The sequence below is a fragment of the Mangrovibacter phragmitis genome (assembly GCF_040429585.1).
GTDB lineage: Bacteria > Pseudomonadota > Gammaproteobacteria > Enterobacterales > Enterobacteriaceae > Mangrovibacter > Mangrovibacter phragmitis.
Map to the genome: position 1 here is coordinate 3,429,665 of NZ_CP134782.1, position 13,318 is coordinate 3,442,982.

Here is a 13,318-nt window from a genome sequence, read left to right on the forward strand (position 1 = left end):
CTCCACATATGTTCATGAACGAACGGAGGAGTGCCAGAAGCAAGTCTTTTCAGGCATGTATATTGCGCCTGCCAATGCAGGCAACCAACACGAACCAGGGTACGGGAAGATTGTTTGCATTCAGCCGGGCACAAAACCGCAAGTGAAACAGCCTGAAAGACTGGATTAGCACATGTGCGTTGCAGTTATGCATTGCACAGCCTTAAGGCGAATCACCCCAAGGTGAAACCGCCAGTTACTGCTTCTGTTTCATTGAACAAAGGACAACAAACCCAATAAAAATAACCCAATATGAACGAATACCTTACGACCGTATTTATAACCTGACAGCGATAACCGGTTCCTTCCCACTCACAGGTACTTTTTATGATTTCCTTCTTTCCAGGCTGAAAAAACAGTCTGGCTGTATGATTTAACCAAAATTAATCACCAGCTAATCGCAGGAATAACGATAAAGAAAGATACTGATTTACGGTTTTACCTGAACTTAAACAGTATTTAACGCCAGAAAAACACAAACCTGGCATGATTTGTGTGCAACTAAAGGAAAGGTATAAAGTAAAAAGCCGGCAGGCGAGTGTATTTGCCCCACAGGTAATACAGCAACAAAACTGGGTCTGAGATCAACGTAATACCCGCACCACGTCTTGTTCTGGAAAATGGCCCGGATATTAACGAATACGGCTGTCAGTCGTGGATTTTCACACCAAGGCAGCCACGAACAAATTCAGGATTAAAGTGTTTTACCGCTTCACCAACGTAGCCTTCATCCAGTGAACTGATTTGGGCCATTTCGCCATCCGTCAGTAAGAAATCCCAGACAGCAAAGTTCTCTTCAATACGTTCCAGGCGTGTGGATTTAGGGATAACCGTCACACCACGTTGCAAATTCCAGCGCAGAATAATCTGAGCAACGGTTTTGTTATGGGCTCTGGCAATGCTTTGCAGCATTTCATTTTCATAAGGATTATGCCGCCCACCCGCTAATGGAGCCCAGGCCTCAGGCTGAACGTTGTAATACTTCATGGTTTCAAGTGCATCCGGTTGTGCAAAGTAAGGATGCAATTCAACCTGATTCACCATGGGTTTGATTCTGACTGTTTCGCAGAAGTTGGCTAATACATGGGCATAGAAATTGGACACGCCAATCGCTTTCAGTTTTCCTGCTTCATATGCCTCTTCCAGTGCGCGCCACGCGCTGAAATAATCCCCCATGGCCTGATGCAATAAGTAAAGATCGAAATATTCCAGACCCGATTTTTTTAACGACGCCCCGATACCGGCTTTCGCCATATCGTAGTTGGCCATATCCTGTACCCACAGTTTAGAAGTAATGAATAACTCCTCACGGGTACACAGACCTTCTGCGATAGCTTCACGAACAGCATCACCAACAGCATCTTCATTGCCGTAAACGGCTGCGGTATCAATAAGACGATAACCTGCCCGAACAGCACTCAACACGGACTGTTTACATTCTTCTTTATCGGTTACCTTAAACACACCAAAACCTGCCATCGGCATTTTAAGGTTGTTGCTTAATACTGAGTATTCCACGGTTGAGCTCCTCTGCCATCTCAAAGCATTATTCTAGAATAAAAGTATCCATGTAATTAATATGCAAAATAAGATATGACTTGTGAGCAGAACTCATTAATCAGACACTCGCTGTTTGTGGAGGAAGAGAAAAACTTGCCGATTGTCTCCCGAACTACTGGTAGAAAGTGAGCGCTATTGAGTGTGATTACGAGCTATTTGTCGCACATCTGTCACTGCCCAGTCTTTCTGTTGACAAAAAACGCGCCAGGTGGCCCCCCGGCGCGTTCCGCACTGGAGTGCGGCGACGACGAAATTGCCATGAAGCAGTTCATTTCAATGGCAAATAGATATCCGTGAGTAATTCATGTTCCGCTACCTCATGCACAAAGTTGTGGTAATGAAAGAAAAGCGGGAAATCACGCAGTTCCTCTCCACTCTCAGGCAACCAGTCACGGTACAGACTCTTTGCCAACCCGGTTAATGCATCATGCGATCCCTGATGACGCAATACCGCACATCGACCAGCCGGAATGCCACTATTTATGACCCCGAAGCGATTATCTTCCACTATCGGTGACGTGACTGTTCCGCAAATATGGAACTCAAATTTGTCCGGCGCTGTTAAGGTTGGGTCATGAGGTGCAATACCGTATGTCTGGCTGATGGCAACAGGCGAATACCCGCTGCTTTTTCGCCATTCAATAAAACGAGCTGCAGTTTCATTTATTAGCTCCGGTCGTCCATAATGAGTTAGCATTGCGACTGCTGTCGCAGGGAAATTGATGATCCTGACCTGGCCTTGCATTGTTTGTCTCCTGGCTTTGTAAGGTTCGGATATGCGCTTATGCCAATCTACCCAAGGAGGCTGTTGACGGAATTGCGTCGGTGACAAACCAAACATTTGTCTGAAAGCACGGCTAAATGATTCAGAATGCTGGAAACCGGCATCGAACGCGATATCAGTAATTTTCTCTAACGGATTAAAAGCCAGCCGATAAGAAGCACGCTTTAAACGCATCATCTGGATGTAACGACCAGGTGGCATCCCACAATAACTACAAAATTGACGATGGAAGTGAAATGGCGAGAAGTGAGCCACTTCACTAAGTTTTTCCAGTAATAATGTGTCATCAAGATGACAGTCAATATAATCAAAGACCTGTTTAAATCGTCTGGCGTAACTATCAGTTTTATTATCACACATGACTTCCTCCGTGCTGCTTAATATGCTCGAAGGCGGTTCAGTTTGCCTGACCGATCTTGCCCAAGTAACGTTCAAAAGAAACATTGAGGAATAATAAACACACCAGAGCGCTGAAATACCTCAACATTGGTAATTGATAGCGGAGATTTTAAAGTAACTTTCAAGACTAAAGCCGGAATGTGGAATTGGTGGATTATCCTGAAATCGTTTTCCCATAAACGAGAAAAGGGGCGCAATGCTCTGCCTTCTCTATGCTATCAGACTTGCTTCTTCTCGTTCCACGCATCAGAGTTAAGAATGTGCCCATCTTTATAAAATGGATGATTTTCTCATAACTCAAGGAAACATCTTCCATGTGCCCTGTACCTGTTACGTTGCGGGTATCGTGCATAACAGGGTTATGGCTAACCACTTTCACATTTTCTAACGTGATGGTGTAGTAGATTTCTTCTTGTCCACTGTAGTTTATTCTGTAGAACTGAAATTCAGCACTTTTAAGTGCCTGGACTGTTGCAACGGCTTTGAACAAATACGGCGATGAACTGTCAATTTCTTTGGTGAAGTTAAAAGAGCAGTCCTGACGGGAACCAGTAGCTTTACCCGTGAGGGGATCGGCAGGGATAACTACGCCATGCTGCAAACTGCGTAGTTCTATGCTTCCATCACGTCCGTGAACATATTACCGTAAAATGACCAGACACATTTGGGGAAGGAGTCTTTATAGATATCGCGCTGCTCAACAGGGGCTGGAACAGAACATGGTCAGATACAATGGTGAATCTGGAAGCCAGAAAACTCGTCGAAACAGCAAACCGGCTGTCAGCATTCTATTTGCAAGATGTTCTTACACGTATCAAGTTTGTCGAAGAGATAAAACAGGTTGTAGAAAAAGAATTTGAAACAGCACGACGAGCTAAAACCGATGAAGAATGCATTGTATGTATCAAAAATTTGCGTGCTGAAACAGACAGCCTGCTTGAACAAGAGCGCCTGTTAAGAACCAAGTCCGCACAGCTTTACGCGAAGGTCGAGTTTGTTAAGGAAAATAATAAAATCGTCGGGTACATGATTTCAGCTATTCACATTGTGGTCTCTGGAATAGCAATTGCTGGCGGTGCGTTAATGGTCTCTACGATGACACCTTTAGGTATGCTGGCAGGGGCTATCCTTGTAACAGATGGCATTAACGGTCTGTCAAAAGAAATCATTCCAGGTATATATGGAAAACAATATAAAACAGAGGGATTTGTGGCTGATGGCACTATGGAAGCAGCCCAATTTATGGGTTTCAAGCCTGAAACAGGACTTGCGATTTATAACGCCATTACGTTGACTGCAAGTGTATATAGCATCTTTGGATTAGCCAGAAGACCCGAAGCATGGAGGCTATTTAAATGGATGCCCCGTGATTTCTATCGCAAGGTCGATACGATGAGCCGCCCGAAATTAACGATGAAAATAGTAGGTTATGGACTTAAGGCCAAAGTAATATTTGACCTGCTTTCTTCTGACACATCGAACCATTAGTCTCTGAATTTTCTCCAGAACCGCCAGGACTTGTAAGAAAGCACTGGCGGCTGGATAAATGCAACAATGAGTATTGCGATCAGAATTGATATGCCACCACCCACGACGGTTTCTTTCGCAGAAAACAACACTAAAATGATAAAAACCATCAGACATACTGATGTTATCCATAAAACAATCCTGAATCGATTAGCCAGATCCTGAATCGCTTCCCCCAAGGTTCCACCGTAACTTTCAACGTTGTTTTTTATCTTCTGTAAATCCGACGATGTAAAGCCAGAACGTAACAAAGCTTCATCAGTAACTTTCATATTGTATCGTCCTTTATCTCTCAAAAGATGTTCCCCAATCACTGATTGTGCAAGCAATCATACGGATGAACTTTATAGCAATCCAGCCGAAACTTTTCGGCAGACTCTATCTCCCCTTTCTTATCATCTGGGTGGTGCCAAGGCGTTGCGACCATTAAGGTTAACGTTCACATGATGATCAGATTTCAGGCAATAGCAACCAATAAGCCCATTGATGGTAAGATAACGCGCGGAGTCGTTAGGCGACTTAATCAAGGTTATGTCAATTAGTGAGGCTTATCAGGATGACCATGTGCCCGAAGGAGTGAGGCCGAACCGCTGGCAGAACCTGCATTTTGTGTGCAGGTACTAATTCACCAAACACTTTTTTTCCCTGCAACATTAACTCAATGTGTGGCATAAGGGAGCATCAGGCAAAATGCACCATGCTATGAACAGTGAAACGACCACCAGCACTTTGCTAAACTCCCTGTTCACCGTTCAACAAATTGCAGCAACTTTTAGGGTAAATAGCAGTACTTTACTCACATCACTTTAAAGTTAACTAGTTGAGTTAAAAATATTTAAAGGCTTTGAAAAGGATGGAGCGGGTGAAGGGAATCGAAGTATCGAAGACAGCCAACCGCTAACCATTTGTTTCTTAAAGGATGATGAATCCTTGTGGTTACAGTTATGGTTACACATCGAGTGATCTCTGGTCAAGGCTGTAGAGCTGCAATATTCCCGAAAGAGGAATAGAACAAACATACTTGGTGATTCAAATACATGACAAGATACCTCCATCAGTTTCAGGATAACTTCTGGAGGTATACGGGGGAATGTTGCAGGGCTATTACTGTTATATAGGCGCTGAGATTTTTTTGGGAAATTTTCAATCCTGCATTAAATAGTTCAGAAGTCCTATTACAGGTTTATCCTCACATACCTCATTAAATGCTTTCGCTAAACCAGACATATAAAGCTCATACGTAACATGAAATTCATGGTCTGGTGAGGAGGCTTCGTTACAGGCTATATAAGTTCCCATGGCCTCCAGAGACTTATCATCACCGAAAACTGCTGCAAATAGAAGCCCGAGCATTTCGGATGTAAATGCCATCCTGTTAGCCTCAGTCTGAGTCACTGCATCCAAGAGACCAGTGCAATATCCAATGACCCATGGTGTGATATATCCTGCTGATAATAAAGGGTCACCTACAGCCTCCTCTCGCTCCTCTTTTATTACTTTGAACATATCGGTCTGTTTTTTTATCAGCCTAGATGACATTACAACCAGTTCGTATTGAATGCGTGTTACATCATAACGCCTTTCCGCTTTTGCCTTTTTCTTAAAAAGCCCAAACATATTGATACCTTCAGGATGTCAGACAAGTGTCAATATGATATCCGATTAAAGCCACTTAATTGATTGTTTGTCTCAATCGATTATTTAAGATTGATCGCTTAGTATATTAAGCCAATCAAGCAAGAGCGTAACACCATACGGCCTTCAGGTTATCTTTGGGCGTTTCTAACTCAATAATTATTGCTTACAGTCCCTTTCTGCCCAAACGCCTGAGTGCAACGCTACGGTCCTCATTCTCTGAAGCGCCCGGGCGGAACTCCAGTCGCTCCCTGTGACGCTCACGGAAACTTACAGCCGCTTTGCGTACACCTGAGGTGTCATCATTGGCTGCGGCTAAGGTCATCTCTTGGATGGTCTTTAGAGAGTCCTCAAGTATGGTTAGGACCTCAATACCTAACCGGAGATCATAGCTCATCGCTAGTGCTCCGGCTGTCTTATAGTCGAGCATGTAGGTTTCGACCTCACGTGTAGCACCATTGCCCCCATTTGGGATAACCGAACGGTTTTTCATTTTGAAAAGCTGTTCAGGTGGGAAGTTGGATTCCAGTTTACGAATAACGTTACCTTTCTGTTTACCAAGACCACGAGCTAGCTCACCTATTTCAATAAGACCCTTCCCATTTGTCATAGCGCGGTTTAGATAAGCGATTTGATTACTGGATAATTTATTATTCATGATAATAACCCTCCTTTTTAAATATGTATCCTAAGCTGCACTCCACTGACATACTAAAAGTCCCAAAGCGATGGGAGACCAGCAGGACGAAGGATGCACACTTAGAATGTCTTTGCGATTAATAAAAATGGTATCTTGCGATGACACCAGTGGCTATTACAAGAGTTAATGATGACAAGATTAATTAATGGATATCTCTAATATTATTTTAAGTAATTATCTTTTATTTATAATAATCATTTAAAACTATAAGTATCTCAGAGGTCCTTAAGTAATACTTTAAGTTTAGCCCCTGTATGCTAGAGACCATAAATAAATATAATTTATCATAGGCTATTCACTTATCGACTGACCCAGAGCACGCAGGAAGCATTTACTTTAAGTAGAACGCTTGGTGTCTGTAATTGGTCATCCCGCCCCTGAAAGGATGCAATAAGTTACGGTTAGTTATCATTGAGGGAAAACTTTTTGTCGTCTCTCCCTTTAGTGAGTCGTATTAACGACATTGACTTCTAGATAGACATGTAAGTAATAATCGATACTAAGGGCATGAGTTCACACCCTTTGTGGATTACTCAGAGGCCCTTTCCCTATAGTGAGTCGTATTAATTACTAAGCTGTCTTTTTGTCGCGCTTTTCGATTCCCTGCCGTGGGCCTTCAGGCATACTCTGGAACATCGCCTCGATTTCTTTTGGCCTCGTAATTCGGTCATCGACAATGATGTTCAACAGCTTAAAGAGACTATGCGTTAACTGTGGGTCATCCTCAAGGCTAATCTCTCCGGGGTGTACAGCCTGATTGCCAACAATGCGACAGATGTCGGCTGCTTGCTGGATGCGAGGAGGTAAACCTTTCTCAACTAGAGACTTAATGTCAGCGTTAATATTGTTCCCCGGCTCTCCTAAATGAACCATCAGTTTCTGGAGGCATAGACGAAGGAGTGCCGCAGCCCCTTTAGGTGATAGATTGACGATACTGCGTGCTTCCATGTAGTCAGACTTGCAGTCTTCTGGCATGTCCGGGTTTGGCATTTCAATATTAGAAGACGCAGGAACGATCATTTGTTCTGAAAACCAGAAACTTAAACCATCGCAATGTTCGCAAATCGCCATATGCATAGGAGCAGCTTCTGTATTGGAATAACCATCCATCGGTCTAAAAAGAAGCTGCTTCCAGTGTTGTTGTGCATAGACACCACATCGGGGACAGTTAAAGTTTTCTTTTCCGTATTCCGCAGGGTAATACTCAGCCATTTACTCTACTCTCCTTATAAATATCAGTCATCACAATAACCAATCTATCCACCTCAACCTCTTTAGCGTAACGGTCATAAGTAATAGAGCCTGAGCTATGGCCCATAATCGCCTGAGCATACGCCAACTCGACACCATGTTGTTTTAACTGAGTCGCAACTGTATGTCTGAACGAATGGAAAGCCAGCCCGTCTCGGTCAGCAAGAACCTTAGGTAACAACGTACGGTTGAACCATTTACTCACCTGCTCACCGTAGCCGTTCTTCATGAGACGAAGACCATCAAAAACCATAGCGTCATCGCCATCAGTGCCTCTACGAGCCTCAACAAGCGTCATGAAGTCAGCCAATACAAAACCATAAGCCCCATCAACCAAAGGCACACAGCGATCACTGTGAGCGTTCTTGATGCTCTTACCGGGTAAGCTACTGTCGTCTTCATTAATATGAATATAAACGGTCCTCGCCTCAGTGGCCCTGACGTCTTTGACCTGTAGTTGAGCTACTTCATTGAGTCTCGCCCCAGTGATAGCGGCTAACGCAGTAACATAATAATGATACGGTTTACCTGAGGTCTTCTGTGAGTATGCCTTCGCGGCGGCTAGTAGTTGCCCTACCTGCTCTGGACTAAAAGCATTACGGGCCTCAGAGGCTTTACGCTGGGGAACCTTAAGTTCCAGCCCCTCAGCCATATTCTTTTTGATCAGATCATTACGTACAGCCCACTTGAAGACAGCCGCCATCTTAATGAGATATTTATTATTGATGGTAACAACATCCATACAATCGGTTTTATCCTCACGGTCCAGCAGGTCAACCAATGGGACATTCTTGAAACGCTGCTTACGGTTCTTCGGCAACTGCAGGAGGACATCACGGACCCTGAGCATATCAGCCCGTTTTATCGCATTGGCATCAACATTGAGTCCCAGATAGTCAAAAATTTCAATTAACGCAGCATGGGATGCTTTGTTTTCTTGTAAAGTTGCTGGCTTCCAGTTTTGGGCGTTTTCCTGCTCGTACTGCTCAAAGAGGGAAGCTACGGTTACGCTGGGTTTATCTTCGGGAATGCTAGGCTTTTGAGGAGCACTAACAGATAGGGACGCTGAGGCTTGGTCATTAGCTCCATAATCATCATCAAATCCATCTATATAATCTATAAGTGGCTGACTATCTCCCGCTTCGATGCGCTTCATGCAAGCCTTGAGAACATTAAGAGCCTCATTGATGTAGCGATGCTGGTCAATTGTCAGTGGCTCGCTTGCCAGAGCATGGACAAGATTTTCTCCCACTTCCCCATACTGGTCACGGTATAGATCTCTCATATCTGGCGCGAAGAGATCTGAACGGCCTGTAGACAACTCCCACTCTGCGATGTCCCTCAGGTATTCCCTCATGTCCTCATAGGAGGCGTTGGGTCTGTCTGCATGGATTGCCCTAAGTGCTGCCTTGATATGCCGTGAGTAAGCCATAGCGGTGCGTCTATCCTTAGTCCGTAGTGATACTGACGCTATTTTATAACGGCTATGAGAAGGATGTGAAACGATCAGGCGATCGGTGGACTTCATCCTGAGGCGGATATAAAAGACGCCATTGCGCTGATAAAGATAGGTTTTTGGGTTGAGCATGTACTGAGATCTTAAGTCAGCTCACTATTTCAACAAAGTTAGTTACAGTGTTGGTTACAGTGAGTAAAACTACCGGAAGGCCTTAAGCCATATCCCTTAGGATTCAGTAAGTTGAGATACTCTAAGAAAGGTTCTGGAGCGGGCGAAGGGAATCGAACCCTCGTATAGAGCTTGGGAAGCTCTCGTTCTACCATTGAACTACACCCGCATCGGAAGTGCGTAACGCATTATAGACATTTGGAATTGATTAACAAGAGCCGCACCAACTGAGTGCTGTCATTTTAAGCAACCGCCCTGCTTAGCAGGACGGTGATTTCCCCTGAGCCGGTAAATAACGCAGTGGGTCCAGTGCTGTTGCTTTGTAGCGAATCTGGAAATGCAGTTTGACTGTGTTGGTACCTGTGCTGCCCATGGTGGCTATTTTCTGACCGGCCTTCACCTGCTGCCCATTGGTAACCAGCATGCTCTGATTATGACCATAAGCAGTAATGTAGTTTTCATCATGCTTAATTAAAATCAGGTTGCCATAACCACGCAACTGGTCGCCAGCATAAACCACACGCCCGGCGGCAGCGGCATACACGGGCTGCCCGCGCGTACCGGCGATATCAATGCCTTTATTGCCGCCATCTTTACTGGACCAGCCATCAATCACTTTTCCTTGTGTCGGCCAGCGCCAGCATTTACTGCCGGGAGCAGGCCAGCTGGCAGGAGCCAGTTTTTCAGGCTGCGACATGCTGCTGTTACGTGCAGTTGTTGTAGCGCTGGTTGATGCCTTCGGCGTAACTGTTTTACTGGTCGAAGAACCGTTCAACCGCAAACGTTGCCCAACCTGAATGGTATAAGGCGGTGAAATGCCATTAAGACGTGCCAGCGTGCCCACTGAGCTACCAGAACGCAATGCGATACGATACAGCGTATCACCACGCTGAACTGTGTAAGTTGAACCAGAAATTGGCGTATTGTTGCGGGACGCACTCCCGGAACAGGCAGCCAGAGACAGGGCTAAAAACAGACAGATAATTGGTCTGAGCCAGTGTGAAAAAGTGATTCCCGAACTCACGCACTCTCCTCTGGATCTATTCAGATAGCTTCCGGTGTTAATAGCAAGACGGTAGCCAGACCGAACGATAGCGAGAAAACGCTCCCCCAATGGGGAGCGTTAGCGGATTATTTCACCGGGCGCATAGCCGGGAACAGGATAACATCACGAATGGTATGGCTGTTGGTGAACAGCATAACCATACGGTCAATCCCAATACCCAGGCCTGCAGTTGGTGGCAGACCATGTTCCAGTGCAGTGACATAGTCTTCATCGTAGAACATGGCTTCGTCATCACCGGCGTCTTTTGCGGCAACCTGCTGGGCAAAACGATCAGCCTGATCTTCAGCGTCATTCAACTCGGAGAAGCCATTACCAATTTCACGGCCACCGATAAAGAATTCAAAACGGTCGGTAATTTCCGGGTTTTGATCGTTACGACGCGCCAGTGGAGACACTTCTGCCGGGTATTCGGTAATAAATGTCGGCTGGATCAAATGGCTTTCCGCCACTTCTTCGAAGATCTCGGTAACAACACGGCCCAGGCCCCAGCTTTTCTCAACTTTAACACCAACAGACTCAGCGATTGCCACGGCTTTCGCCATGTCGTCCAGATCTGCCATATCCGTTTCCGGGCGATATTTTTTGATAGCTTCACGCATGGTGAGTTTTTCAAAAGGTTTGCCGAAGTCAAAGGTCTCATCACCATAAGGCACCTGAGTCTGGCCCAGAACTTCCTGCGCCATTGTCCGGAACAGGGATTCGGTCAGTTCAATCAGGTCGTTATAGTCCGCATACGCCATATAGAGTTCCATCATGGTGAACTCAGGGTTATGGCGCACAGAAATACCTTCGTTACGGAAGTTACGGTTGATTTCGAACACCCGCTCAAAACCGCCCACCACCAAACGTTTCAGGTACAGCTCAGGCGCAATACGCAGATACATATCGATATCCAGCGCATTGTGGTGTGTCACGAACGGGCGCGCAGAAGCTCCACCCGGAATCACCTGCATCATCGGCGTTTCCACTTCCATAAACCCACGGCCTACCATGAATTTACGGATACCCGCCAGAATACGAGAACGCACCTGGAAAGTATGGCGGGACTCTTCGTTGGCGATCAGGTCCAGATAACGCTGGCGATAACGCATTTCCTGGTCAGAAAGGCCGTGGAATTTGTCTGGCAACGGACGCAGTGCCTTGGTCAGCAGGCGCATCTCGGTGCAATGAATGGTCAGTTCACCGGTTTTGGTTTTGAACAGTTTACCGCGAGCGCCGAGGATATCGCCCAGGTCCCATTTCTTAAACTGTTCGTTATAGATACCTTCCGGTAAATCATCACGGGAAACATACAGCTGAATACGACCGCCCATATCCTGCAACGTAACGAAAGAGGCTTTCCCCATGATACGGCGAGTCATCATGCGCCCGGCTACGCTAACTTCAATACCCAGCGCTTCCAGTTCTTCATTTTCTTTGCTATCAAATTCAGCGTGCAGTTTGTCAGCAGTGTTATCACGTCGGAAGTCGTTCGGGAAAGCCACGCCCTGCTTACGCAGTGCAGACAGCTTTTCACGGCGGTTTTTCATTTCATTATTAAGATCGACTTCAGTGCCCTGTGATTGTTGTTCAGACATGTTGGTTCCTCATAACCCTGCTTTCAAACTTGCTTCGATGAATTTATCCAGACTGCCGTCCAGTACCGCTTGCGTGTTACGTGTTTCCACACCTGTGCGCAAATCTTTGATACGGGAATCATCCAGTACATAAGAACGAATCTGGCTGCCCCAACCAATATCAGACTTGGTTTCTTCCACTGCCTGTTTCTCAGCATTTTTCTTCTGCATTTCCAGCTCGTACAGCTTCGCTTTCAACTGCTTCATTGCCTGATCTTTGTTCTTATGCTGAGAACGGTCATTCTGGCACTGAGTAACCAGCCCGGTTGGAACGTGCGTAATACGAACCGCAGATTCTGTTCGGTTTACGTGCTGGCCACCTGCTCCGGATGCACGATATACGTCAATACGTAAATCAGCCGGGTTAATTTCAATATCAATGTCGTCATCGACTTCCGGGTACACAAACGCGGAGCTGAATGACGTATGGCGACGGCCACCTGAGTCGAACGGGCTCTTACGCACCAGGCGGTGAACGCCGGTTTCAGTGCGCAACCAGCCATAGGCATAATCCCCCATCACTTTCACTGTGGCAGATTTCAGGCCAGCGACTTCACCTTCAGACTCTTCAATAATTTCAGTTTTGAAACCTTTGTCTTCCGCCCAACGCAGATACATACGCAGCAGCATACTTGCCCAGTCCTGCGCTTCAGTGCCACCAGAACCGGCCTGAATATCGATATAGCAATCTGCGCTGTCGTATTCACCAGAGAACATACGACGGAACTCAAGCTGACCCAGTTTCGCGTCCAGTTGATCCAGCTCGACGATCGTTTCATTAAACGTTTCTTCGTCGTCAGCTTCCACCGCCAGCTCTAACAGGCCATTGACATCATCCAGGCCTTGCTGCATTTGGTCCAGCGTGCCAACGATGGCTTCCAGTGAAGAACGTTCTTTCCCCAGCGCCTGCGCGCGTTCAGGTTCGTTCCACACATCGGGCTGTTCCAGCTCGGCGTTTACTTCTTCAAGACGCTCTTTCTTCGCATCATAGTCAAAGATACCCCCTAAGAACGTCAGTGCGTTCGGTGAGGTCCTGGATGCGGTTTTTTACCGGGTTAATTTCAAACATGGTTGCGAATCTTACGTTGAATTAAGAGAAGACATATGCGGTTAC

Annotated in this window: 12 protein-coding genes and 1 tRNA gene; 1 reads left to right on the top strand and 12 read right to left on the bottom strand. The window is 45.8% G+C overall.

All coding sequences use genetic code 11. The features are described 5' to 3' along the window. Positions 1-687: 687 nt before the first annotated feature. The 3 genes from MPHASIOC01_RS16515 to tssD form a co-directional block, all read right to left on the bottom strand. Entirely contained in the window at positions 688-1,557 is an 870-nt protein-coding gene (locus tag MPHASIOC01_RS16515; RefSeq protein ID WP_353612940.1) for an aldo/keto reductase, read from the bottom strand. Positions 1,558-1,867: 310 nt separating this feature from the next. Beyond that, complete coding sequence (locus MPHASIOC01_RS16520) at positions 1,868-2,743, bottom strand: GyrI-like domain-containing protein (protein ID WP_064601182.1); 876 nt, start codon at positions 2,741-2,743, stop codon at positions 1,868-1,870. Positions 2,744-2,936: 193 nt separating this feature from the next. Then, entirely contained in the window at positions 2,937-3,383 is a 447-nt protein-coding gene (tssD, locus tag MPHASIOC01_RS16525; protein ID WP_353612941.1) for a type VI secretion system tube protein TssD, read from the bottom strand. 80 nt (positions 3,384-3,463) lie between these two features. On the opposite strand from tssD, the gene MPHASIOC01_RS16530 reads away from it, so the two are divergent. Beyond that, positions 3,464-4,270 (top strand): DUF4225 domain-containing protein, encoded by an 807-nt coding sequence (locus MPHASIOC01_RS16530; protein WP_064601184.1) that lies wholly within the window; start codon positions 3,464-3,466, stop codon positions 4,268-4,270. Here the strand turns inward: MPHASIOC01_RS16530 and MPHASIOC01_RS16535 are convergent. The 9 genes from MPHASIOC01_RS16535 to prfB form a co-directional block, all read right to left on the bottom strand. Next, positions 4,267-4,581, bottom strand: coding sequence for a hypothetical protein (locus tag MPHASIOC01_RS16535; protein WP_064601185.1), 315 nt, complete (start codon positions 4,579-4,581; stop codon positions 4,267-4,269). The genes MPHASIOC01_RS16530 and MPHASIOC01_RS16535 overlap by 4 nt on opposite strands. A gap of 871 nt (positions 4,582-5,452) precedes the next feature. Then, positions 5,453-5,926, bottom strand: coding sequence for a hypothetical protein (locus MPHASIOC01_RS16540; protein ID WP_021563831.1), 474 nt, complete (start codon positions 5,924-5,926; stop codon positions 5,453-5,455). Positions 5,927-6,110: 184 nt separating this feature from the next. After that, the gene (locus tag MPHASIOC01_RS16545) at positions 6,111-6,602 is read right to left on the bottom strand and encodes a hypothetical protein (RefSeq protein WP_057064046.1); all 492 of its coding nucleotides are present in this window, start codon (positions 6,600-6,602) and stop codon (positions 6,111-6,113) included. A gap of 612 nt (positions 6,603-7,214) precedes the next feature. Continuing rightward, complete coding sequence (locus tag MPHASIOC01_RS16550) at positions 7,215-7,856, bottom strand: DUF4145 domain-containing protein (protein WP_021563833.1); 642 nt, start codon at positions 7,854-7,856, stop codon at positions 7,215-7,217. Continuing rightward, complete coding sequence (locus MPHASIOC01_RS16555) at positions 7,849-9,483, bottom strand: site-specific integrase (protein ID WP_081014417.1); 1,635 nt, start codon at positions 9,481-9,483, stop codon at positions 7,849-7,851. Before MPHASIOC01_RS16555 ends, MPHASIOC01_RS16550 begins: the two co-directional genes overlap by 8 nt. 134 nt (positions 9,484-9,617) lie before the next feature. Next, a tRNA-Gly gene (locus tag MPHASIOC01_RS16560) sits at positions 9,618-9,691 on the bottom strand. 90 nt (positions 9,692-9,781) lie between these two features. Beyond that, entirely contained in the window at positions 9,782-10,546 is a 765-nt protein-coding gene (gene actS / locus MPHASIOC01_RS16565; RefSeq protein ID WP_064601186.1) for an amidase activator ActS, read from the bottom strand. Between the two features lie 107 nt (positions 10,547-10,653). After that, complete coding sequence (gene lysS / locus MPHASIOC01_RS16570) at positions 10,654-12,165, bottom strand: lysine--tRNA ligase (RefSeq protein WP_064601187.1); 1,512 nt, start codon at positions 12,163-12,165, stop codon at positions 10,654-10,656. A 9-nt stretch (positions 12,166-12,174) separates the two neighbouring features. After that, positions 12,175-13,273, bottom strand: a protein-coding gene (gene prfB, locus MPHASIOC01_RS16575; RefSeq protein WP_110024631.1) for a peptide chain release factor 2 whose coding sequence is annotated in 2 segments (ribosomal slippage) — positions 12,175-13,197 and positions 13,199-13,273 — 1,098 coding nt in all. Because the reading frame shifts where the segments join, the coding sequence is not laid out codon by codon here. Positions 13,274-13,318: the final 45 nt, after the last annotated feature.

Excerpts from the sequence above, each read along its gene's own strand:
- MPHASIOC01_RS16520 (WP_064601182.1), bottom strand. The coding sequence starts at position 2,743 with ATGTGTGATAATAAAACTGATAGTTACGCCAGACGATTTAAACAGGTC.
- MPHASIOC01_RS16535 (WP_064601185.1), bottom strand. The coding sequence starts at position 4,581 with ATGAAAGTTACTGATGAAGCTTTGTTACGTTCTGGCTTTACATCGTCG.
- MPHASIOC01_RS16540 (WP_021563831.1), bottom strand. The coding sequence starts at position 5,926 with ATGTTTGGGCTTTTTAAGAAAAAGGCAAAAGCGGAAAGGCGTTATGAT.
- MPHASIOC01_RS16545 (WP_057064046.1), bottom strand. The coding sequence starts at position 6,602 with ATGAATAATAAATTATCCAGTAATCAAATCGCTTATCTAAACCGCGCT.
- MPHASIOC01_RS16550 (WP_021563833.1), bottom strand. The coding sequence starts at position 7,856 with ATGGCTGAGTATTACCCTGCGGAATACGGAAAAGAAAACTTTAACTGT.
- MPHASIOC01_RS16555 (WP_081014417.1), bottom strand. The coding sequence starts at position 9,483 with ATGCTCAACCCAAAAACCTATCTTTATCAGCGCAATGGCGTCTTTTAT.
- lysS (WP_064601187.1), bottom strand. The coding sequence starts at position 12,165 with ATGTCTGAACAACAATCACAGGGCACTGAAGTCGATCTTAATAATGAA.